Source organism: Cohnella sp. LGH (assembly GCF_017671885.1).
Taxonomy (GTDB): Bacteria; Bacillota; Bacilli; order Paenibacillales; family Paenibacillaceae; genus Cohnella; species Cohnella phaseoli.
The window spans coordinates 923131-948205 of sequence record NZ_CP072117.1 but is presented as its reverse complement, the minus strand read 5'-3'; the positions used below and the strand labels follow the sequence as shown (position 1 = coordinate 948205).

Below are 25075 nucleotides of genomic sequence, written 5' to 3'. Positions count from 1 at the left end.
GTTTTTTTCGTTAGGCTATGTTAAATCTTGACGAATTTGGACTCGGTTCATTGAATGCATGATTAAGGGTTATTCGCTAAGGAAATGTGCTGAGGAACTGCATGGTGAAGTTACACATGTGACCCCGTTTTACTGGCGTCATAAAATTCTTGCAGCCTTGAAGAAAATTCCTGCCGCTGCTTTCCCAGGCATCGTGGAAATGGACGAAACGTATTTCTTGTTCTCTGAAAAGGGTAGGCGTAAGATCACGGAACGCAAGCCGCGTAAACGTGGCGGCAAAGCCAAATACCGCGGTATCAGCAATGACCAGGTCTGCGTACTGGTTGCCCACGACCGCTAGAAAATGACTTGCTCTGGCGGTCTGGGGGCGTGGGCGTATTCGAACAACCAAACTGAATGAAGCTATCGGCAGCCATTTATCCGACAAGAATGTGGTATGTACCGATGCATGGAGGGCATTCAGCTCCTACGCGAACTCGAAGGGATTAGCTATCACAGTCGTCTGAAAAAATGGATGGACGGCTTTAATGGTGTTGCAGGCAAACCTTATCGGACTGGAGAACGCAGATGGTGTTGAGGAGTGTCGTGAATCGCTTGAAGAATTAGGTGTTATATTACCCATGTAGTAAATTGATTCCTCGACAAACGGGAAAGGATAGCCCTAAAAAGAGGCAGTCTCCAGAAGATACATGCACTTTTCTTGATCGATCATCTTGTACGACCCTACTTATGAGACAACCCCTTTCATTTGGTCACATATCCAGCATTAGGATTTAGCATAGCCATTCGTTATAGGATGTTTTTCCGTTATGGGAGATATTCAAACAACCTCAATGTACAAAAAGCCCCATCCTTCTCCCAGTGCTGAACTGGAAGGAAGAATGGGGCGCGCTCAACGGGTCGAGCCAATCCATCTTATTGCGATATTGAGGCTACTTTTACTTTATAGGCTGTAATCGATTGTTCCCCTTTTTTGATTTGCTCATTGCCGACCCATGTGCCGGTAACTGTTGCTTGACCTTCGTGCATGTTGGCCACTCCGTACAGAAGGATGTATTGGTCTCCGTTGGCGACAACGGCGGTTGTACCGTCTGCCGCAAGTATGGTGCAAGTGAATTTAACTTTGACGTTCTTGTATTTGTTTAAGCTGGCAAGTGCAATTTCGACATAGTCCGGCTTAATCCCGTCATATTTGTAAGTGCCGTTGCGCAGGGTGTAGAAGGATTCCTGGCCCGCGCCTTCTCCGATCCCGTTTTTGACGATGATCTTCCCGGCTTTTTCTACATTAAATCCGTCGGCTTCTATATCAAGAATCTTCTTCAACTCGGACGATTGGGTGTCGTACACAATATACCTCGATTTTCTCGCGGACGAACCGGCTTCGATCAGGATTGTCGGTTTGGAGGTTAAGCTGTTCGTGACCTTGATCGATTTAATGTTTAGATCCTTATCCAGTGCGACTTCTTTCTTATTCGTCGACATGTCGGTCATCATCCGAGCGAGCAAAAGCTTGCCGTTAGAGGTACCTATGGCATAGAGCGAAGCGCCCATCAGATCTTTGCCGTTGGTAATGTTGGCGAATTTCCGATCTGGAGCGACCTTGCTAAGAAGGTATCCCGGATCGCCGGAAGCCTGCTTGTACTCGACATTCCTGAGCTGCTTGTCCGTATTACGATAAATTCCGAGCTGTTTGTAGAGCGCGATGGCGTCTGCGTACTTTTTGTTCTGGACAAGTCGTTCGGCTTGCCGCAAAAGGTCTTTATGCTGTTTAGAAATGAAATTCGTTACTTTTGATCCTTTGTAGGCCAATACGGATTTTTTCTCATACTGAATCGCATCACGCAAGAAAGTATCAATTTGATTGTTGTCAATCGATGCAGTCAGGTGAGCGATCGCGTACGTCTCAAGCTTGGAGATGAGCCAATCCGGATTGACCTTGCGGCCTGTGTAGAGTTTATTGAGGCGAATGCCTTCTTCGAGTACTTCGGCAAATTTTTTATCCCGGGCAAATGCATCGATTTTTGCCTCATCGTATGAGGTTAACTGCAAAGCAAGCTCGGCTTGCTTTTTTTCGGAGCTGCCAAAAAATTGAACGGGGATACTCAGGAACGAAGCGGTTGGTTCATCCGTGAAAAGCTTCTTTTTCATTTCCGCTTGCATCTGCTTCTGCAATCCCGCTATATATTTGGCAAACGAATCTTCAAAATGCCGCTCGATTTCGAAATGATTGCTTACGTCCAAAAATAAGGCTTGATAATCTTTGCCTTTAGATGCGGCCGCTTTTTTAACGTTCCTATAGTTTACAAAGGACCCGGCCAAGTCCGCGGGATCACCGCTGGCGCTCTGCTCCAAAATATCGGATAGCTCGGTTTTAATCCGAGTCACGGGCTGAAGCTTAAGGACTGCTTCGGCAATTTCATCTTGATGATAATCGATCCAGCCATTGTCGGCCGCTTGGGCGTAGTAGGCTTCGGCAGCGATGATATTGTCGTCGTTCATGGCTGCCGAAGCCATAGAATAGTTATGCAGCTTGGAGTAACTGTAATAAACTTTGATCGCAGCCAGACTGACGGCCGCAATTGCGATAACCAAGGCGGCTAGGCGAATTAGCTGCGAGCGTTTGTAGGTTATTGTAAACACGATAAATCCTCCATCCTACCATATCCCTTGAAAGTCGGGATCGAAGCCGTACCTGACTCTCACGGTTTCTTTGCACTTGCGAGACAAACTTACGGTATTCAGCGAAGGATGCTCGGCAAGCATTTTGCACAGCCGCAGAAATCTTTCCTTGGGCAACCCCTCTACATAATCGAAAATCATGGAGGAGTAGGTATCTACATAGTGTCTCATGCGAATAGCTGCAGCAGCAACGTTCGTCATAATCTCTTTGCCGTTCTCAAGCCCCTCGATCTCTGCCCTGTATTTAACGACGTAATCCAGAACGCTCTGGCGGATGAGCTGTTTATTGACTTGCGACACCTCAAACAAATAGGAGATGAAGAGCTTGTCGAAGTGGCCGGGAATGAGGGTTTCCAGTTCCAGCTGCATATCCTTGCGAATAAAAAAGCGGCTTAAGCAAAAAATCTTGTAAGCTTTAATATGATCGTTGTTTAGAAAGTATCCGATTTCGCGCAGCTTCTCGTATCCCTCTTTGAATTTAGAGGCTTTGATATCCTCCAGCGAGCTCTCAACGTCCCGGTTAAGTCCTGCGGCAATTTGCGGAACTTGTTTGATGAGCAGCTTTTGGAGATAAAACTTTTCATTGGTAGCGCGGTAACGTTTCAATAAATATAAATAAGCTGTCAGCAATACGACTGCAGCCGAGAAGGCGGCGATCAACTGGGTGAAGTCTCGAGCAAGAACGATGCCTAAGCAGAGAAGAGCGATCAGAATCAGCGTTTCGGTATGGCCCGATCTCTTGTGAATCACGTAGGCGTGTTCGGCAGGCGATTGGAAAGTGCGAGAAGATTGGCAATCCGGGCAAATTTCATCAAAGAGAACCGAATATCGACCGCATTTTTTGCAATATTTAAGCCTTTGAAACGTATAGGTTGATTTTTTGAGTTTACGAAATTGTACCGCAATTTTAGACTCCATGGTTCTCCTCCCTGCGATTCAGAGAAGAAACGATATAATTATCCAATTGAGCTGGAGGGGCAATCTTTTTTTTGCGTCTGTAGAAAGATATCCATTTAATAACTAAAAAAAGGACACAGATCAACAGGATGATATAAGTTAACACTAAAGTCGCCTCTATTCGCATCATAAATTAAGAAAGTTATGGAATTATCTTAGTTAAGACGGTATCATTATTTGTATATCTCTTCTACTATACAACAGGGCATATTTTACTAGCAAGGAAACCTTTGGACCCTGTCAGAAGGCCAATCTTATGGAAGAACGTCGGGGGTAACGCAGCATGAAACCGAAAAAAAATTCGAATCAGTTATCTTACTTGTTAACCATCCTTTGTCTATGTTTGACACTTACCGGAGTTGACGCATTTTTCGCGTCCAAGGCAATTGCTGCAACCTATACAGAGCAGAAAATCGATGTCGTATTGACCGTAGATGCCAGCAATTCCATGAAAACGAGCGATAAAAATTTGGTCGCGAACGAAGCGATGAAAATGTTTGTGGACATGGCTTCCGTGCAGGGAGATAAGATCGGTCTCGTATCTTATACGGATCAGATTGTGCGGGAGAAGGCGTTGTTGACCATTAATACGCCACAAGACAAGGAAGAACTGAAAAAGTTCATCGACCAAATCGTAAGAGGCTCCTACACCGACATCGCCGTCGGGGTTGTCGAAGCTGTGAAAATTTTGGAGCAAGAACGCGAGCCGGGGCGTTTCCCCATGATCGTCCTGTTGTCGGACGGCAACAATTCCCTTCGTGGCAGCAGAACGCAGGAGCAGTCCGATAAGGAGCTTAACGAAGCGATCGACAAGGCGATCGCTTTGGGAATTCCTATTTATACAATCGGTTTGAACGCAGACGGGAAATTAAACAAAGCTAATCTCGAGGACATCTCCAAGAGGACGAACGGCAAATCGTTTGTCACAAGCTCGGCGGAGGATTTGCCGCAAATTCTGAGCGAAATATTCGCGAATCATTTAAAAGTGAAAGTCATCCCGCTTAATGGAGTAGTGGGCAATGGCCAGTATCAGGACGTTAGGGTACCGATTCCGAACGAGAACGTTCTGGAAGCGAACATCTCGCTGATTTCGTCCAAGCCGGCGCAAGTCAAGCTGTACGATCCGTCGGGACAAGAACGAGCCATCCCTTCGGACGGCATCATTTACTCCAAGTCCAACGCGTATTCGCTAATCAAGTTGTCGAAGCCGGAATTGGGGGATTGGAAGCTCCAAGTCAAAGGCGTCGATAAGGATAAAATCGATATTAACCTAGTTTTCAATTATGATATCCAACTGGTTATGGAGCCGCTTGCTCCGGGCGTTACGTATAAGAAGGGCGATCAGGTTGAGGTAAAAGCGCACCTTGAATCCAATGGACAGGTGCTTGCGGATGAGGAACTGTACAAAGACATCAAATCGACGCTGCTTGTGACCGATCTGGATACGCAGCAAACCGAAGAATTGCCGCTGACCAACTCGGGGCAGCAATTTGAGGGAAGCTACAAGGTAGTTGATGCGCATGATTATGAGCTTAAGATCAAAGTAGAGGATGCCAGCTTCTTCCGGGAAAGCGAGCCGGTCAAGATCAGCGCCAAGTCCGCGCTGCCCCAGGCAACGCCTTCGCCCTCCGTGTCCCCGACACCCGTGACAGAGAAGGAGAAAGAGCCGTTTCCATGGTTGTATGTCGGCGGGGGCGCCGCATTGCTAATCTTGCTCCTTGTTTTAGCGTTGGTTATTTTGAACAAGGTTAAGAAGGCGAATAAAGGCTTTTACGGGCAAGTGATCATCGAGATTCGCGACGAGGACACGAACGAGAGAACAAGCCCGCAATATAAGCAGTTAAACGGTTTTAAAGGGAAGTTTAAGCTGCACCAACTGCTGCAGTTAGCGCCGGAACTTGCGGAGACGGACAAAATCGTGTTCGTTCCGGGCAAGGATTCTATCATTATCTACAACCAGACCCCGTGCATCATCGAGAAATCCGGGCGCGCCTTCGATGCGAGCAAAGGGAAAGAGTTAAAAAATAACGACCGTATTAAGATTACTTTGCAAAAAGTAAACAAATCCATTTGGCTCGACTACATCGTTTAGGGGGAAACACGCAATGAAAGCAGTCGTAAGAGAGCATATTCAACAGTTGGACGTCTCCCAAGGCGGAGGAATCGTCAGCGATAAAATCAGAGTAGATACAATAGATAACCCGATGCTTGTCATCGGGTTGGGCGGTACGGGAATCGACGCGCTGCTGCGCCTGAAATATCAGATCAACCGCCGCTTTAAACTGCCGGAGGACCCGCTTACGAAGAAGAAGCGCGACAAGCCGGACAATGTTGAATTTATCGCCTTCGAGACGAACGAGCACGACCGCAACAAGAAGTACAAAGGGATCGGACTTGATCCGTTAACGGAATTCGTGCTGTTGTCCAACTCGGAAATAGGCAGCTTGCTGCAAAATCGGAGCTTATTGGAGCCTTATATTACCGAATGGCTGTCTCCCGAGTTGTTGATTACGGATGGAATAAGCGGCGCTTCCGGCATTCGGCAAGCAGGCCGTTTGTTATTGTTTACGAAAATCGTTCAAGTCGTGCAGGCTTTGGATAAAAAAATACGCGGACTGTCGGTCGGAACGAACAAGAAGCTGATGGTATTTCTGCTGACGGGGTTATCCGGGGGAACGGGGAGCGGCTGCTTCCTCGATATTTCGTATATCGTTAGAGGTCTGATCGAACGGGAGCATGGAAGCGCCGGCGTAGACAAGGTGAATATGCTGGGCTATTTATTTATGCCTGACGTCAATCTGGCGAGCAAGAGCTTGACCGATCACACGAAGGAATACATCAAGAAAAACGGATATGCCGCGCTTAAAGAGCTCGACTACTGGATGAACGTAGACGAGCGCAGCGAGCGATTCAAACAACAATACGGCAATGCCATCACGGTGAATTCTCCGATGCCGCCGTTTAACTTGGCTCACTTGATCTCCGCGACGAATCTCGAAGGCAAGCTGCTGGAGAATTCGTACGATTACTGTATGAACGTGACGGCGGAGAACATTACGAACTTCATGGCCAGCGAGGACAAGCAGTCGGGAGAAGAGTTCGCGATTCACGACTATATCAGCAACATTCGCACGAATATTAACCAGATGCCGAAGCCATATGCGGCGAACTATCAATATAACATATTGGGCGCTTCCTCGGCTGTACTGCCGATCGAGGAGATGACGACCTATTTGGCGTACAAGCTGTTCAAGAAGATGGAGAAAATGTTCGACATGACTCCGAGTCAGGAGTTCACGGAACAGTTGGTCCGCAAACTCGGAATCGACCCGGACACGGTGCAGCAGGAGTTCGAGAAACGCGTTCCTAGCCCGATCCCAGGCTATCAGAACAGCGAACGCTTTAGCTATAACAATGTGATCAGGCAGCAGGTTGTCAGCATAGATACGGAATTGGAGCAAAGCTTCCTCTCCCGCGCCCGGGAGGAGTATATGAAGGCGAAGAAACAGTTGCCGGCGCAACTGCTGGAGAACTTCACCGAGCAGCTTGAGCGCATTTTCCGCAATCCGGAGCAGGGGCCGTTTTTTGCCTCTCGGGTCATTAACGCGCCTAAGGGTTATTGCTTGTTGAACCTGATCAGCTCCTATATCGAGTCTTTAAAGGAAAGCATACTTAGAATTCCGCAGGACATTGATGGCGCCAAAGAGACGGCCAATCAGAGACTGGGCGATGCAAGAACGGCTTTTATCTCGAAGGACAAGAAAAAAGACGTGTACATCGACGCCAAAATTCAGGAGTACTTGCTGTACGCGGATCGCGAGCGCATGGAGCAGATGATCGAGTTTTACGAAGATTTGGCGCAGATCATCAACGATCAAAACTCGCGAATTTACGGGGTGTTCACAGAGCTGCTCAATGCGCTTAACGGAATTTTCGAGAAGAATGGAGATATTCTCGTTAACGGCGACGAGCAGGTCGATCATAGAGGCAACAAAACCTATTATTGGAACATTGTAAGCGTGCCGGATATCGAAAAGGTGATCACCAACGTAATGGACAACAAGAGCGTGAACACCTTGATCTCTGACTTCTCCAACGAGCTGCTCCGGAAATCGGAGCAATGGGTGCGGGAACAAGAGGTCGATATCGTCAGTGCGATTTCCGAGTTCCTGTCGGACCAATTCGGCGATTTGATCACGAAATCGATGGAGGAGTTTCTGGCGATCAAGTACGGTCAGGACGAAGCGGTCGATAAGGTAGTAGAACGGATTATTGCCAAACGTCTGGACGACGAGGCGATTCCGGTCTTCCATTTGAGCAACAGCTCCGGCAACTTCCATTTCCCGCAATGGGGATTCGTCTCTGTGCCTGCCGATGCGCCGAATATTTTCAAAGGCATATTGAAATATCAGGAGATTGCTCTGGGCCACTCCCGGTTTACGATTAAGGAAAGCCAGGTAAAAAACCGGATCTTCTGGTTAAACACCCGCAACGGCATCCCGCTCTTCTCCTACTCCCCGCTGAAGGTGCTGGAGGAGAGCTACGAACGGACGATTCTGGAGCAAGAGGGGATCGGGCGTCACCTGGTGCAAACGGACAAAATCAATTGGACCTACCTGCCGTCGCCGATTCCGGAGAAATCATGGGGCGATGTGTATAACAACAGCAGGGTCAAGCAATATAACTCAGGAATTCGAGGGCTGTTCGACAAGGCTGCGGAGTTCCGCATCATCGTCGAGAAGTCGGAGAATGTCACGACGACAAGCCGTTATGAGCTTGTTCTGACGAAGGCCTTCCAGGTTGAACAGTTTATGAAAGGCTTTAACCATCAGTTGGATAGCGGGAAGCCGAATCACGGCGAGATCAGAAAGTGCCTCGAACAGTTGAAGGGGCTGCTGAAGGATGGACTGGAGCGCGAGGGAGCGCGAGACATTTTCGGCAGTATCAATGAAGAGATGGCGAAGGAGAACCTGATCCGCTCTCCCGAATTGCTGGATTACGTTCGTAAGGAAATCGCCAAGTACGAAGCGATCGCCGCGAAGATCGCGGAGCTGGAGCAGTTCGCGAACGCGCACTCCGATATGGAGAAGCTCATCGACCAATTTATCGAGGCCATGTACACAAAAACGATTTGCAAAAAAGGCACGCTGTACGTCTACGACCATGAAGCCGACGAGGAAGCTTGGGAGCCGCTTGTTAACCTGATGCGGGTGAACAAGTTTGTCGATTATGCGATTTTCGAACAATTGAGCGGCCTCGACAACAAGAAACGGGAGCTGCTGCAGCGCAAATCGGCCAAGCGCAGCGTTCAATTGTCCACTGAAGTCGATACCTCCAACTTGCTGTTAACGTTGAGAGAGATGGCGGCGGCTTATCAAGAAGGCAAATCCGCTCTTGACTATGACCGCAGCGAATGGGCCAACGGCGAAGAAATGTACAGCTTCTATCAGCAAGTCTCGGCCAAAGTGAACGATATTATAAATAAGTTAAAGTAGAGGAAGCCGAATGCAGCGACAATTACATGCTTTCGCGAACGCATACGATGCGGACGCAGATCGGTTTATCGATGATAACGACGGACAGCTTAGTATCAATAACCCTCTCTTATTCGTGTTCATCGGAGACCAATCCCTTGAAGCGCTGAACGCTGTTTACGAGAACAATAGGAAAAAGTGGAACAACAGCAAAGGCGTTCTCTATTTTCATGTCTATCAGGACCAGACGGTGGAGAAGGAAAATGTGTTCTCGCTGCGTCTTCCTTCCTCGGGCTCGGACCGGAAGACGGCCCGGCAAAATTTGCATCGTCAATTTTATCAAGATATTCGGATATTGGCGGAATTCAATCGCTTGGCGAGACAAATCGGCAACCGCATCGCCGAACACGGGAAGTCGTACTCCTCGTTCCAAAGGCTTAACATGGCTTTTGTGACCAGGGTGGAGGACTGCTGCAACATCGTGCTTCCCGAGATTGCGCTGCTGCTCAAATCGCTGCTGGGCGAATCGTTTAAGCTGATCCAGATGGATATGTACGGGCTGATTAAGGAAAAGAGGGGAGAGGAGCATGAATATGCATCCTCTCTCGGGATCAGCTTTTTGCGGGAGCTTGATCGTTATCAGGACAGGGCCTATCAATTCGAAGGTATGCTGCTCGTAACGGACGATCAGATCAAGCTTCCTATCGTGCATGCGGCCTCTCCGCTATTCGATCTCGTTTATTTGCTCAGCGATAAGAACGAGCATGGGATGTTCGACGACGATGCCGGAATGAAAGCCAATTACGATATTATTTGCAATATGAATCTGCTGAAAAACCGCAAAATTATAGACGAATTCGACCATCGGCACGAGAATTACAACAACCAGCATTTCAGACAGCATATCCAGCCTGCGGAAACGAAGGGGCCTGTTTATTCATCGGCAGGCCTTTCAATCGTGAAGCGCCCGAATCAAGCGATTGCGCTAACGGTGCTTTCGCAATTTTATCGGCAAGTGATGAGCGTGCTAAGCGCGCAAAGCCAAGTCGAGAAGCGCGTAATTCTTGAGCTGTTTCAATTGAATTCCGATGCGGTAGACCGTAAAGTAGCGGAACTGATGCCGAGTAAGGAGAGCTTAGAGGAGATGTCCGCTTTGCTGTCCGAGTCGGTTCCGCTATCCGAGCTAAAGCGGATGTCTCTTAAGCAAGCGGAGGACAGTCTTTACGGCCAACATGCCAACGCCTTCTTCGTCGATCATTTCGAACAAGCTGCGGACAAGAAGTTCCAGGGCATGAAGCTGGAGCAAGAGCTGGAGGCCAGCATTGAGCGGCAAATCGTCCAATCCCTATCCTACGGCTTATATTGCGCCTATGCCTGGACCTCCGAACAGGATGAACGTTCGATCGTCCATGAATTGCGGTCCATGATCAAGGATGTGTCCAGGCAATTGGAGGAGGCTCGGCTTCAGTTGCTGCAAGTGGAGCAGGAGCCTGTGGAGTTGCAGGCCTTTTCGCGGTTCAGTTTTTTCGATAAGGGCAAGATTAAGCAGCTTAGCCGCCAACTGTTTGACAAAATATACGGACAAAAATTCGATATCCTGTTCTTCGAAATCAAGCAGAAGCTGCTTCGGCGCTACTTGGCGGCAATCGAGAGCTTACATCAGCCGCTTAGAGAGAAAATCGAAGTCACGACGAGCCTGGACAAGCTTTTGAAGGAGACAAGCCGGCATAGCGTGTCCGAGGCTAACGATTACTTAGGTCGCAACATCCCCGAATATTACGAAGCCGTTGTCGAGGAAATTATACAGGACCTCCAAGCTAAACGAGGGACGTTTTTCTATTTTGAAGATCGTTACGTCGGAAATATCGCCGCTCTCGTGAACGAGGGGGCGGAAGCGCTGCTTAACCGATTTATTGAAGTGTGCCGGAAGGAAGTATTCGTGTACCCGCAATTTCGCCAATCCTTCGAGGACGAACTGCTTGAGCGCGCCAATGTTACCGTTAGGTATGAGGACAAGGGCAATGTGTTGTCCAAAGAGGAGCTCTACCGCGATTTATATATACAGTTGGAAGAGCGCGCCGCTATTCATATGCAAGTGTTTAATTACACGCAGAAGCATCGCTATGAAGAGAAGTACTTTTTTGCGGATTACGACAGCGAATTTATTCATCATGCCTTCTCGGTCGATAAAGGGGTCCGGCTCTATAAGCTCGGATGCGTGCACGAGAAAAAAGCGACCGGAATCGAGAAGCTTAACATTATGGGGGGCTTCCAATTGGAAGACCTGATGTATGTCGTCAATAATACGAAATATTACGAAAGCTACAAGCAAAACGGATTTCAATTCCATGCGTGATCTTCGCGTCACGTCGGGAACTAGACGCAAGACAGGGGTTAGACGCTGAAGGGGGAGTCCGTCTATGTATCAACGAAAAATAAGTTTGTTGCTCGTTTTGTTTAGTTTGTTTGGAGGCATCGTGGGCGCCGTTGTCGGCGAAGCGCTGTTATCGTGGGGGACGGGGAAGATTCCGAACGTGCTGTTGATGGGCATGTACTTCGGACAGTTGGCGCTCTGGATAGCGCTTTTCTGCTTGATCGCGGAGCTGATTTCGCCCGAATTAAACGGGCAGGGCTGGAGATTGCGCTATACAGGCGACAGCTGGAAGTTGCTGATTCCGGCTTCCCTTGTCCTGTTATTGCTGGCGGGAATGGGACTGCAATTTATTTACGGCTTATACTTCGGTAAGAATCAACCTCCCAAAGATATTATGCTCGCGGTGGACACCTCCGGGAGCATGATTGAGACGGACCCGAATCGGGAGAGCATTGCCGCGCTGAACCAATTGGTTCAAAAGATGGAGTCGGATAAACGGACGGCTATTATTACGTTTAGCGACAGGGCCCAAGTGCTGCAGCCGCTGGTCGCGCTGGACAGCCAAGCCGCGAAAGAGGACGTTATCGCCAAGCTGAACGGGATCGGCGTTCCGGACGGCGGAACGGATATCGGAGCGGCTCTGAGCACTTCGATGACGCAGATTGAAGCGGCGAAGAACGAGGAAAATCGCAAAAGCATGGTCATTCTGATCTCCGACGGGTACAGCCTGGTCGATCTGGATGCGGCGCTGGCTCCTTACAAAGCGAATAAAATCTCGATCAACACGGTCGGGATGAACATTGCGGAAAGGGACGGCAACGACCTGTTGCGGCAAATCGCAGGCAAGACCGGGGGAACCTTCCATCTCGTAGACGAGGTTTCGGACCTCTCGATGGTCATCTCCGAGATTTACCGTTCCACGCAATCCTGGCATCTGGTCGGAGAGAGAACCGGCGCATCCGTGGACAACCTTTACTACGAAATTTTGCGAATAATCTTGTTTGTTCTCATCGGCGCTTTCCTAGGTTTAGCGCTGGGGATTATATTCGATAATCGATATCTCGCCAAGAGCTTTACGATCGGCGGGAGCATTGCGGGATTAATAGCCGGGGCGATTCTCGAGTTCGGATTCAAAGACTTCTCCTTGTCCCCGCTAACTTACAGAGCGGCTGCCGATATTGTGCTGGCGGTTGTGCTTGCGCTTTCGACCGTTATGATCGCATATAAGCAAAATTCGTCGGAGGTCAACGGGGGGCTTTATTCCCGCAATCGCCAATACGGAGCGCAGAACTTAGAACGGCCGCAGGGGACGCGCAGAAACTTCAAGTAAGGGCGGGTGACAGGCAGCTATGCAGTGGAAGGACGATTTTGCCCATAATCAACGTATTACCGATATGAAGCAAAGCTTTCAGGACAATGTGTGCATTGTGACTTGGAAATGGCCGGAAGGCATCCAATTCGTTTATGTTTACGGCTTTGAGGCGGATGCCGAGATAGCGCCGGATCAGCGCGACCTGCAATCGATGAGGTTGTTCACGCGCGAGGAGTATAAAGCCAATAGGGGTTACCGGGCGCGGCTCGATACGATCGGGCGATACGCGTTTCGCGTCTATGCATGCGAACGAGCCGACGGCCGGATGGTCGTCTTCAAGCAGCAGGATGAAGAGAATATTATCCGGTTCAGCACAGGCAAAGCCCGAATTTGGTATTCCATCAAATACGGCCGAGCCTTCTTCAGCAAGCGCAAGCCGGTCAGGATCGAGCTTAACAGCGAAGTCTATGTCGCCAAAGAGGCATTGTGCTATGTGAAGAAGGAAGGCGCGTTCCCGTTAAACAAAGAGGACGGCACCGCTTATCCTTTTATTCACGACGTGAATCCCGGACGCAATACGTTGCCCGAGATCGAAATCAATAAAAACGATCAGATCAAGTTGTTTTTCACCGATGGGAAAAAATACGGGGAAATCTACGAGCTGATTCCAGAATAGAGGAGAATACCCATGCTGAAGTTTCTGAAAGGCTTGTTCGAGGGGAAAGCGCCGGTCAAAGAGAAGCCTCCGTTTTATCCGATCGTATGTCCTTATTGCTTCGATAAATTTCAGCCGGATGAAGTCGTGTTCCGGGCGATGCATCATAAGGCGGACGACCAGGACTATGCGCTGCAAGAGGACGAGACGCTGAACAAATATCGGGAAAAGTTCAATTTGGCGCCGATTGACGAGATCGAAGCGGTCATCCACCCCTCTTCCATTCCGGACGAAAACTTGATCGTGTCCGAGAACGTGCTCGTTGGGCTGACGGACAGACACGGAATTGCGACCAAGAAGCGGCTGTGCCCGAGCTGTCACAACGAGCTGCCGATTCCTTCCGGCAAAGTGCCGAGCAATATTATTTCCATTGTCGGCGCCTCGGCATCCGGCAAGTCTGTATACATGGCTTCGCTCATCCATACTTTGCAGCAATCGACGGCCAGCAACTTCTCTGCCGCTTGTATGCCTCTAAGCGCAGAGATCAGCCGTAAATTCCGCCAAAATTACGAGGAGCCGATCTTCGAGAGAGGCACGATGATTAGTTCCACGCTGCGAGACGTTGTGCAGGAGCCGTTTATTTTCCAATTCGTATTTAAGGACGAGAGCATTCCGCCGTTAACCTTGGTGTTCTTCGATGTGGCGGGAGAGGGAATGGTCGAAGAGGCATACCTGGATATTTATGCGTCGCACATCAAAAACTCGTCGGGCATTCTGTTCATGGTTGATCCTTTGCAGATGAGGACGATTCGGGATCGCCTAAAAGTCAGCTTCGGGGAACGTCAGGAAGAGTTCGCGGGACGGTACGATGAGCCAAGGGAAATTGTTATTTCCTTGTTCCAGAACTTTATCGGGCACGAGGAGAAGAGCGTCACCGATATTCCAACGGCGGTCGTGCTGACGAAGAGCGATATGCTTCAACACTTGAAGGAGGAGGACGGGGAATATATTCGCTCCAATAGCAACGTGTTTAAGAATGTTGTGCATTCGAAGTCGCTGGATCTGAACGAATTCAACAATATTAACGGGGAGATTACCCGTTTTATCGAGAAGGTTGATCGGCCCTTTAAAGACGCAATGGACGTTTATTTCAAAAATACGGCTTATTTTGCGGTGTCGGCGCTTGGCAGCAATCCGGTTAACAAGCAAATCACGGGGGTTGTGAACCCGATCAGAGTGGACGAGCCGTTCATTTGGCTGCTGTATAAGCTCAATTACATCGAGGGGAGCAACTCGTAATGAGCAGCGAACGCAAAATTCAACAGCAATATTTTGCTCGGGCGCGGGAAGGCGTATTCAGGTCGAACGAAGGACTCGATACGGTGGCGAAATCCCCCTCGCTCGACGGCAATTTTATTAAGAAAACGCTGCATCCCTTCTGCGTTTATTTCCCTCCGCAGGAACTGGTCCAACGAGGCGAGCAGGAGCTGTCCCGTTTCCCGGAATCGTTAACCGTCTTTCATGCGGATTCCGGAGAGCTGGTAATCGGACGGAGTCAATTCGCGGGCACGGACTTCACAGGCCAGCGAGACACGATATTCGTCCATAACTACGTGGTGCCCAAGGAGCGGAAAGAAGAGGTTCTGCGGTCCGGGTTCCGAATTTTTCAGATCAACCACTTTCAGACCGAATACGATATTCAAGAAGGTAAAGTTCTTCCCGAGCTGGACGACATTCCGGCAGATTCGCAATCCCATCTTGAGCGGCAGCAGAACATACTGGACCGTCTCGGTATCGACGACAATCTATTTAAACAGCTGCTGGGAGCCGTCATGGCCTCGATCTCCAGCAACAAGAAGGTCTATATCGCTCTGGATGTCGACGTAACGGAGAGCGCCATCTACGCGAAGAAGCTTACGGAAATTTTATTCCATTTCCTCCCTTACGAATTGCGAAGACATTTCGGCTTCACAACGTATTATAACGAGCCGCAAGGCAAGAAGTTTATTGACGTTATGTTTGTAGAGAAAGGGAGCATACGGGCCAACGATCGCAGTTTGGATAAAGATTTCGTATTCGATTTCCCTAACGGAAGGTTCGTTAACGCGGAACGGGCTAGCCAAGATCATTTTTATCTAAATTTCGCATGGTCCTGCAGAGAACGGCCTGATGCGCTGGCCGAGTTTTTTTCGTTCGCGGAAGAGGCGTTGCAAGGAAGAGAGGCAGCGGAGAAGCTGGCTCCTTCTACTTACCATAAGCTATGCGCGCTTTTCCAAGTGAGTCGCGGACTCAAGAGCTTGTACGAACGGAACAAAGACGGCCTGCTATACAGCATTCTCGATTATTTGGACGATGGGGCGCAAGCGAACAAACAAAAGCTCTACCAAATGTTCTATCAACTGGTCGGGGACGAGGTTTCCAACCTGAATTCGGGAAATATCGTATCCGTTGAGTATTTGCAAGCGATGATTGCCTACTGCCGGATCGCGGACACTCGGACGCAACAAGAGTTCGTGGGTCACCTCGTTAATTTCATGTTCACTAACTGGAAAAACAACGAAGATCCGAATTATTCGATTCAAACAATGCAAGAGTTACAGCAGCAACCGGAGCTTTTTGCCGCCGTTGTTGAAAAGATGCATTCCGAAGATAGATATTATCGCGTTTTCGAAGATTATTTCCAAGCGCGTGCGGAGTCGATCAACTCCGTAAGAGGGATTCAGGAAGAGATCGAGTTCTGGAAGAAATATACCCCTCAGGTCGTAGCGAGTACTTTTTTTCTGCAGCAAATCCTTTTAAAAGTACAGCGAGTGCTGGAAAAAAGCAGCGACATATTAAACAATGGCAAACAATTGTACGCCTTTATCCAAACTTTGGACCCGACGAGTCGCGATATAGAAATTTTCAAGGAAAATCTCGAATTGGCGATTGCCATCTGTATGTTGGACGCGCTGGAGCTGGATCAGGTAACCGCGGCGGATATCGATAAGCTACAGTTTCTCGTTGCGAGAAATCCGGGAAAAGGGAAGAAAGAATTAGAACCCAAGGATAAAGAGAAGCTGCGCATACTGGGCACGGTTTCCTTGATCTTGAATGGCGATGGGCAGAAAGAGTCGGAAATATTGTCCAAGCTGGATGGAATGGACCCGGAGGCTTTTGATCAGACCCGCCGAATGCTGCAAAAGCTGCTGCGAGCGCGTGTTTATGCTGCCAATTTCAAGAAGGTTTCCTATGCTTTTTATCGTCGTCCTAAGGATCAGGATGCCGATGACGAAGAGGGGCTCGGAGTAGCAGCGAGGTCTCGCAGTTCCGGCAAAAACAATAAGGGGTCCTCTTCGCGCAAGCGGGAGTCGGGAATTTACAATTATCGCGAGATGCTGGCTTATGTGCATAGCGCCGCTCAGAACAGCGAGACGGTCTTTGAGTTTATCATTTGGTGCGGTTCGAGCTCCAAACTGGAAGAAAGCTATAAAGCGGCCATCCGCGATTATTTCGAGTACGAGGGCCAAGGCGCTTTTAAGTCGAAATCTATCCGGAAAAAAATTAAATCGATAAAAAGTGCCGAGTTAAGAAAACTGCTAGATGAAATCAGATTAACGCAATCCGGATTCCTTATGAAGCTTCTTACCGGCAAGAACAAGGGGATCGGGATATCGCTGATCGTTATTGTATTCACCCTTGCCATCGCCGGCGGGACGGTTGTTGTTTTGGGTCAGATGAAGAAGGACAAAGGGACGCCTCCTTTGCCGACAACGATTCCGACAGCGGAGCAGTCCGAGTCGCCCACGCCTTCATTGGATTCCGGTGTCGAAACGCCGTCAAGTGAATCGAGCAATCCGAGCTCCACCGCACCGAGTAGCCCGGACGGTTCGAGTGACCCGGGGGCATCGAGCAGCCCGAGTGCTTCGGGCAGTCCGCCTGCATCGACTACTCCGAGTGCTTCGGGCGTTCCGCCCAGCGGCGAGGAGGATTCGCAGCAATGAGTTCGAACAGATTGGCAAGTTATATCCTCTTGTTCGTCCTTGCCATTGGGGCTAATCTCTTGGGGGAAACGGGCGCTGCGGCGGCGGGAGAATCCGAGGCTAAGTCGTTCAAAGACGTGCCTGCCAAGCACTGGGCGTACGTATCCGTACAGAAGATGATCGACAAAGGCATTATCAGCGGCTATTCGGATGGAACGTTTCATCCGACGGAGCAATTGACGAGAGCTCAGTTTGCCAAAATACTGACGCTAACGCTCGATCTGGATTTAGTTTCCGTCTCCGAGCCTACATTTTCCGATGTGAAGATCAATTCTTGGGCGCTGCCTTACATTGAGACGGTCAAAGCTTATTTGGAAGGTTATTCTTTTTTGCTGGGCAAATCGTTCTTCGATCCCGATGCGATTGTAACGAGGGAAGACGTTGCGGTCGCACTGGTCAAAGGGATGAAATTGCCGACGGACGTTACGAACGCAGAGCAGATTATCCGCAAGCAGGTGTCGGATTACAAGGCCATCACGCCGGAACTGGCCGTCTATGTGGCCGTAGCGATGCAGAACAACCTGATCGGAGGATTTGCGGACGGGACGTTTAAGCCAAAGCAAGGGTTGGACAGAGCTTCCGCTGTGGCACTGATGAGCAGGGTGATCAATTCGCCGAAGCTGCAGCCGCTGAAGGAAATTGAGCTTGAGGTCGTATTGCCCGACATTGCCGAGAAAAGCAAGGTACGGCTTCAAGGGACGGTCGGCGCGGACAACAAGCTATTCATAAATGGCAAAGCATTGTCTCACGCTAACGGTACGATTAATCACGAGCTTAGTCTGGATCGGGGAGAGGGCAAGTACGAGCTGGAGATTAAGGCCGTTCAACCCAATGGACGTTACAAAGCGATCGTAAAACAACTGACTTATCGGATTCCGGCTCCCGTGCTGACGATCGACCTCCCGACTAACTCGGACAAGCAAACCGTTACCGTTGCCGGTACGGTCATGGATGCGAACGACGAGAAACCGACGATAACCGTTAACGAAGTTAAAGTCTCCGTATCCTCGTCAGGAAACTGGAGTAGGGATATTCGTCTTCAGGAAGGCACGAACACGGTCAGAGTCGTGGCGACCAACAAACTGAAGAAGTCGACCTCGGTAGAGAAAAAGGTCAAGTTCACGGTCAAACCACCGGAACTTTCTATCGATCAACTGCCAGCTACCGTTAACTCGAAAGTTCTGACGATTAAAGGGCAGGTCGTCGACAATAACGATCCTTATCCCCAAGTGAAATTAAACGGGGAAGTCATTAACCAGAAGGGGACAATCTTTAAATCGTATACCCTTGTCGAGGGCGACAATCAACTTACATTTGAAGCAACGAACTCATGGGGCAAGAAAACTACGGTTACCAAAAAGGTGAAATATGTAATTTTACCGCCGGACATTACGTTCGACAACTTTCCGGAAACTTCAGTTCTGAGTGAAATGCCGATTCGGATAAGCGCCGCGGACAATGATGATCCCAATCCGGGAATATACATTAACGATCGGTACTTGGGCGCCAAATCGGTAAATTCCACGCTGAGTCTAAGAGAAGGAGAAAATACGTTTACGATCAAGGCTAAGAACAACTTGGGCAAACAAACCGTTATCGTAAAAAAGGTGATTTACACGATATTGCCTCCTACCCTGCTCGTAGATCCGATTCCGGATACCACGAATGTTAAGACGATTACGATTAAAGCGTCGGCAACCGATGTTGCAGATCGTTCTCCTACGTTGTACCTTAACGGGATCATTACGGGGACGAGCAGTTTTACCAGGACGGTTACGCTGGTAGAAGGCAACAATACCGTGACGATTAAAGCTACAAACAGGCAAGGGAAATCAACCACGGTGGAGAAAAAAATCAGGTATATCATTTCTCCTCCGGTTGTAACGGTCGATTCGCTGCCGGAAACAACGGAAGTGAAGACCATTACGATTTCAGCCAGCGCTACCGATGCGGAGGACAGGTATCCGCGGCTGTATATGAACGGGACGAATATGGGCTCGAACTCCTTTTCGAAAGTGGTTACGCTGACCGAAGGAGTAAACACGTTCGAGATCAAGGCTACGAATAGTGCCGGTAAAACCTCGGATACGGTGGTCAAAAAGATCACCTACAATGTGCCGCCGCCAACGTTAACAATTGAGAATATTCCCGATACGACGACCTCTGCGAATTTGACATTAAAGGCAAGCGCGTCGGATGTCAACGATTCGAGCCCTACTCTGTTTCTTGACGGCACCAATATGGGGACGCGTTCATTTACCAAAACCGTTGCGCTTGTCGATGGAGAAAATGTATTCACCTTCAAAGCGGTTAACCAGGCAGGCAAAGCAACCGAAGTGGTGAAGAAGATTGTGTATAACGTACCGGCCCCAACGCTTTCCATTGGGCCATTGCCTGAAGTCGTGTCTACAGCCGGAATTACGATTTCTGCAACCGCGGCAGATCCGAATGATATGAAACCGCAGCTTTATTTGAACGGGCAATTGCTGGGTGAATCGAGCTTTTCGATGTTCGTGACGCTGAATGAAGGAGAAAATGTATTTACCTTTAAATCCGTTAATCATTACGGCAAAGAGAGCGTCATCGTGAAGAGAGTCGTGTATCAGCCGGTATCGCAGCCGCAAGGAGCCCAGGAATCTCAAGGATCTCAAGGATCTGAGCCTTAAGCAACAATCAGCTCGACCATACCGAGCTTCGAGCAACCCCGCATATTTTCCAATGCGGGGTTTTCCCTTCGATTCTCAGTAAGTTATAATGAAAAATGCACGAAATCCGGGTAGTTCGTCCCCCAAGAAGGAGATATGCTATGGCAGGCTCTAAGCATCATAAAAAAACTTCGGTCACAGATTATTTAGTAAAATTCATTTTCATTACAGTTGGCGCAATTTTGATGGGGGTTGCCCTGGAAATTTTCCTGGTCCCCAATCAGATTATAGACGGCGGAATTACCGGAATTTCGATCGTGCTCTCGAAGATCACTCCGGTTTCTCTCGGCCTTTACATCTTTCTGATAAACCTGCCTTTTCTGTTTATCGGGTATAAGCAGATCGGCAAAACATTTGCGATATCGACTTTGTACGGAGTGGCAATCATGTCGGTCACAACGGCGTTCTTGCACCATTTCGAGCCGTTCACGCATGAGAAAATATTGGCTGTGCTGTACGGAGGATTGCTGCTTGGACTTGGAGTAGGCTTGGTCATCCGCTTCGGAGGGGCTTTGGACGGAAGCGAGATCGTGGCGATTTTGCTGTCCAAGAAAATGCGTTTTCCCGTAGGGCAGATCATTATGATGATCAATGTTTTTATCTTCATTACTGCCGGGTTTGTATTTGGCGCCGATTCGGCGATGTATTCCATATTTACATTCTACATAGCGGCGAAAGTGATGGATATCGTGGTACAGGGTCTCGACGAATCGAAGTCGGTGACCATCATCTCCAGCGAATACGAGGAAGTCTCTCAGGCGATCATGGACAGGTTGGGCAGGGGAACAACGATGATCTATGCAAAAGGCGGCTATGCGAAAGAGGAGACGCAAATGATCTATTGCGTCGTTACACGACTTGAAGTAGCCAAGCTGAAAACGATTGTGCAGGAAATCGACGCCAAAGCGTTTATCTCCATTCAAAACGTAGCCGACGTATTAGGCGGCAATTTGGAGAAAAAAAACATTCACTGACGGTTTCCGAGTGACGCTTATAATTGCCGATCAAAACCTCCATACTATCTCTGTAACATACAGGAGCGGAGGGAGTTCATGCCCGTATTCAAGACGGCGACGCTTATTGGCATGTGCTTGTCGATAGCGGTCGCGATAAGCGGCTACAAGGAACAACATAAGGAACAGCCGGTCAGAAAAACAAGGGCGTACTACGAAGAACGCGAAGAGGTCGTATGGGAAGTTCCGATGAAGGAAAAGCTGATTGCTCTTACTTTCGATGATGGTCCGAATCCCGTCACGACGCCCAAAATACTCGATCTATTGGCGGCAAACGAAGTGAAATCGACCTTTTTCGTCATTGGTAAACGGATGGATCAGTACCCGGATGTCGTTAGGCGCGAGGCAAAGGAAGGTCATGAAGTCGCGAATCATACATACAGTCATCTGTATTTGAACCGACGAATCAGCAAACAACGGCTGGCAGAAGAACTTGCAAGGACAGAAGAGCAAATTGTGAAGCTGACCGGAAAGCATAGCTCATGGTTCAGGCCGCCGGGAGGCTTCTTCAACGATTCGGTCATTCGGACCGCGCGCGAGCACGGTTATACGATGGTGCTGTGGTCCTGGCATCAGGACACGAAGGATTGGAGCTCTCCCGGCACTCGAAAAATCGTCGACAGAGTGTTGAATAACGTTCGCAACGGCGATATCATTCTGTTTCATGACCATGTCGCAGGATCGATGCAGACGGTTCAGGCGCTCGAGACGATTTTGCCGGAGCTCAGAAGGCGCGGCTACAAAATGGTCACCGTCTCTGAGCTGATCAAGCATAAAAAATCAAATACGATGCAGGGAAAACCGCCTGCCTGATTACGTCGAATCCTGCCGTAACGGGCAGGCTTTTTTTATACTATGAAACGATCTTTTACACTTTAATATTAGATATAGAAATTTTAGGGATTTCGCATTCGTTTTCCGATATGATGGGAGCAGTTCCATCTATAGAGGGGGTTGTTCCATGAAAAAATCTTTATTTGCCGTATTGAGCTTTGCGCTGTTAATCGGCTTAATGAGCGCCTGCAGCGGCGAGGGGATAAAGGAGGGGGAACTGGCGCCCTTAAGTAAGGATGAACAAGTGAAAATCAAAGTCATGTCCTGGGATAGCAATTACTTCTTTCAGGAATACGGGAATATGTTCGCCACTCAATTCCCCAATGTTGAAATCGAAGTGGTTAGCATGCAGCAGATGTACAACGAGATGGCTACGGAAACGATGGAGGAGCGGCTAGTCAAATTTTTGGACGTACATAAGCCTGACGTGCTGCTGCTGCAAGGAGCGGAATATGAGCAACTGGCCGGACAAGGAAAGCTGCTGGCCCTCGATTCGGTTATCGGACAGGACAAATTCGAAACGGAAGGCATTCATCCGGCCATTTTGAAAATATTGAGGGAGCAGGGCGACGGCAAGCTGTACGGTTTGTCTCCCGATTTTACCAGCTCGGCGCTGTATTACAATATCGACTTGTTCAAGAAGCACGGAGTGGAGCTGCCGAAGGATTCGATGAGCTGGGAAGAGGTGTTCGAGCTGGCCAAACGGTTCCCGACAGACGGAGACAAGGATTCCAGAATATATGGACTTTCTATGGACGTCTATACGAGGATATCCACCTTAATTCGGCAAATCGGAACGGAGCAGGATCTTAGAATGCTTAATGCGGACGGCTCGTTATTTAATATCGACACGGACTCTTGGAGAAAAGTGTTCCAGTCGGCGATTGGCGCTGCGAAGTCCGGGGCGCTGTATGTACCATCGGAGGCGGACAGGATGTTCAACTTCACGACGATGGAGGAGATGTATCAAAGAAATCTGTTCGTCATGGGTAGGTCGGCTATGGCTTTTAAAAGCAGCTACGAGGTTCAAGAAATTGTCCGGGCTAAAGAACATCTCACCGGCGTCGCTCCCGTCAATTGGGGAATCGTAACGGCTCCGGTCGATCCGAGCAACCGGAATCAGAGCGGTTATCTCAATCTGAACAACATTTTCGCCGTAAGCGCCGATTCCGCGAATCCTCGCGCATCCTGGGAATTCATTAAGTACATCAACAGCGACGGTTTTGCCAAGCTGAAGTCCAAGTCTCTCTACGGCAGTCTTTTGAGCCGCACGAAGCATAATCCGGATACGGATGGAAGGAGCATGGAGCCATTCTATAAGCTTGAACCGAAGAACAATCCGAATAATGAGTATACGAAAGCGCCTGTTCAGTTCTTCACCGCCTTGGCAAGCTTTATCGACGCCGAGGTCGATGCTGTTATGAACGACAAGAGAACGGTAGAGGAAGCGATACAAACCATTCAGGAAAAGGGAGAAGCGGAACTGCTGAAAGCAAAGAAGACGGCTGAAGCTCAGGAAGGGAGAGACAACTCGGATGATTAAGAGAAGATATATGCGAAAATGGCGAAAACGGGGAGCGCCCTTGTTAACGGCCATTATAGCCGCAGCCGTTGTCAAAGAGTCGGTGAAATCAAGAAGATGGGGGAATTAAGTTGAATCGAAGAGGATGGAGCGGCGTTTTGACCGCAGTCTTGCTGCTTGCGATCGTTGGATGCAGCGGCGGAAAAGGCGAAGGCGGCGGTGGGGATTGGGAAGCTTTGGACAAGGAAGAGCAAGTCAATCTTAGGGTGATGTATTGGAGCAGCCAGCAATTTATGTCCGAGTACGGTATGCTGTTTGCCTCCGAATTCCCGAATGTTGAGATTGAAGTGGTGAGCAGGCAGGGATTTCAAAGGGACCCTGAGAAGCCTCTGGAGGAAGCTTTAAGCGAGTTCATGGAGAAAGAGCGTATAGACGTTGCCTTTTTGCTGGATGATGAGTACGAGAGATTGGCAAGCAAAGGTCAGCTTCTTGATCTGGAGCCGGCAGTTCAGGGCAGCTCCTACAGTCTTGAAGGCTTCAACCCGGCGATTCTTGCCCAGCTTCGCAGCGAAGGAGACGGCAAGCTGTACGGTCTAAGTCCGTTTTTTACAAGCAAAGCGCTATTTTATAATATCGATCTGTTCGAGAAGTACAAAGTGGAATTGCCGAGAGATTCTATGACCTGGGAAGAAGTGTTCGAGCTAGCGAAGAGATTTCCGACGGATGGCGACAAGAAGAGCAGAATATACGGCTTTACGATCGATGGCTTCATGTCTCCGTTGTTTTACACGTTCGAAATCGGTGCCGCTCAAAATCTGGGGGTGCTGAATGACGACCTGACAGAGCTTCAACTAAATAGCCCAGGCTGGCAAAACGTATTCGAGATGATTGTAAGCGCGGTTAAATCGGGGGCGTTTTATCTCCCATCTGAAGAGGAAGTTTCCAAGACAATGCGGACGCTGGAGGACGATCGCTTTATTACCGGGAGATCGGCAATGACGTTTCAGAGCGCTTATCAGATCGGAAATATTTTATATTCGAAAAACCAGTTAAAGAACGTCAAACCGGTGAACTGGGGAATCGTCACCGCGCCGGTCGATCCGAACAATCGTACTCAGAGCAGCGTTTACGAGCATGGCGGCGTATTCGCCATCCCTGCCAAATCGAGCAACTACAAAGCGGCATGGGAGTTCATCAAGTATGCGAATTCGGCCGAATACGCCAAGATTAAAGCCAATTCGAACAATGGAGAGCTGTTCAGCCGAACCGAGTTTAATCGGCCCCAGGACGGACGGGAAATCGATGCGTTCTATAAGCTCGAGCCGAAAGCCGTAGTGAAGAACGAATTTGCTCAAGTTCCTCAGGGGTTGGACTGGCAGCTGCTTGAACTGATTTCCAAAGAACTGACGGCGGCGGCCGAAGACAAGAAGACGTTGGATGCAGCGATTGGGACGATTCAGGAAGAAGGGCAAGCGCTGCTCGTTCAGAGAAAAGATAATCGATAATAAGATGCAAAGGGGTATGTAAC

General features: G+C 49.0%; 14 protein-coding genes and 1 pseudogene. 13 read left to right on the top strand and 2 right to left on the bottom strand.

The window, feature by feature from the left end; genetic code table 11:
* Positions 1-37: 37 nt before the first annotated feature.
* Positions 38-544, top strand: a pseudogene (locus tag J4772_RS03770) (IS1595 family transposase); the annotation flags it as partial.
* 371 nt (positions 545-915) lie between these two features.
* Here the strand turns inward: J4772_RS03770 and J4772_RS03765 are convergent.
* Positions 916-2640 carry a hypothetical protein gene (locus J4772_RS03765; RefSeq protein ID WP_209074196.1) on the bottom strand — a complete coding sequence of 575 codons (1725 nt, stop codon included), beginning with the start codon at positions 2638-2640 and terminating at the stop codon, positions 916-918.
* A gap of 15 nt (positions 2641-2655) precedes the next feature.
* Complete coding sequence (locus J4772_RS03760; RefSeq protein ID WP_209074195.1) at positions 2656-3429, bottom strand: hypothetical protein; 774 nt, start codon at positions 3427-3429, stop codon at positions 2656-2658.
* Between the two features lie 490 nt (positions 3430-3919).
* Here J4772_RS03760 and J4772_RS03755 point away from each other — a divergent pair, with 490 nt between their 5' ends.
* The 12 genes from J4772_RS03755 to J4772_RS03700 all read left to right on the top strand — a co-directional run bounded on the left by J4772_RS03755 (position 3920) and on the right by J4772_RS03700 (position 25052).
* Positions 3920-5728, top strand: coding sequence for a vWA domain-containing protein (locus J4772_RS03755; protein ID WP_209074194.1), 1809 nt, complete (start codon positions 3920-3922; stop codon positions 5726-5728).
* A 13-nt stretch (positions 5729-5741) separates the two neighbouring features.
* Entirely contained in the window at positions 5742-9131 is a 3390-nt protein-coding gene (locus tag J4772_RS03750; RefSeq protein WP_209074193.1) for a tubulin-like doman-containing protein, read from the top strand.
* 10 nt (positions 9132-9141) lie between these two features.
* Positions 9142-11466 (top strand): hypothetical protein, encoded by a 2325-nt coding sequence (locus tag J4772_RS03745; protein WP_209074192.1) that lies wholly within the window; start codon positions 9142-9144, stop codon positions 11464-11466.
* A gap of 64 nt (positions 11467-11530) precedes the next feature.
* Complete coding sequence (locus J4772_RS03740) at positions 11531-12814, top strand: vWA domain-containing protein (RefSeq protein WP_116061595.1); 1284 nt, start codon at positions 11531-11533, stop codon at positions 12812-12814.
* A gap of 19 nt (positions 12815-12833) precedes the next feature.
* Positions 12834-13472: a beta-mannanase gene (locus J4772_RS03735; protein WP_209074191.1), complete on the top strand. Its 639-nt coding sequence runs from the start codon at positions 12834-12836 to the stop codon at positions 13470-13472.
* A gap of 12 nt (positions 13473-13484) precedes the next feature.
* Positions 13485-14750, top strand: coding sequence for a TRAFAC clade GTPase domain-containing protein (locus tag J4772_RS03730; RefSeq protein ID WP_116061597.1), 1266 nt, complete (start codon positions 13485-13487; stop codon positions 14748-14750).
* Positions 14750-17434, top strand: a complete 2685-nt coding sequence (locus tag J4772_RS03725) for a GAP1-N2 domain-containing protein (RefSeq protein WP_209074190.1) — start codon at positions 14750-14752, stop codon at positions 17432-17434. Before J4772_RS03730 ends, J4772_RS03725 begins: the two co-directional genes overlap by 1 nt.
* The gene (locus tag J4772_RS03720) at positions 17431-20139 is read left to right on the top strand and encodes an S-layer homology domain-containing protein (protein ID WP_209074189.1); all 2709 of its coding nucleotides are present in this window, start codon (positions 17431-17433) and stop codon (positions 20137-20139) included. The genes J4772_RS03725 and J4772_RS03720 overlap by 4 nt, the downstream gene beginning before the upstream one ends.
* Positions 20140-20279: 140 nt before the next feature.
* The gene (locus tag J4772_RS03715; protein ID WP_209074188.1) at positions 20280-21152 is read left to right on the top strand and encodes a YitT family protein; all 873 of its coding nucleotides are present in this window, start codon (positions 20280-20282) and stop codon (positions 21150-21152) included.
* Positions 21153-21230: 78 nt separating this feature from the next.
* Entirely contained in the window at positions 21231-22004 is a 774-nt protein-coding gene (locus tag J4772_RS03710) for a polysaccharide deacetylase family protein (protein ID WP_247741006.1), read from the top strand.
* A gap of 148 nt (positions 22005-22152) precedes the next feature.
* Positions 22153-23568 (top strand): ABC transporter substrate-binding protein, encoded by a 1416-nt coding sequence (locus J4772_RS03705; RefSeq protein ID WP_209074187.1) that lies wholly within the window; start codon positions 22153-22155, stop codon positions 23566-23568.
* 110 nt (positions 23569-23678) lie between these two features.
* Positions 23679-25052 (top strand): ABC transporter substrate-binding protein, encoded by a 1374-nt coding sequence (locus J4772_RS03700; RefSeq protein ID WP_209074186.1) that lies wholly within the window; start codon positions 23679-23681, stop codon positions 25050-25052.
* The last annotated feature ends 23 nt before the right edge of the window (positions 25053-25075 follow it).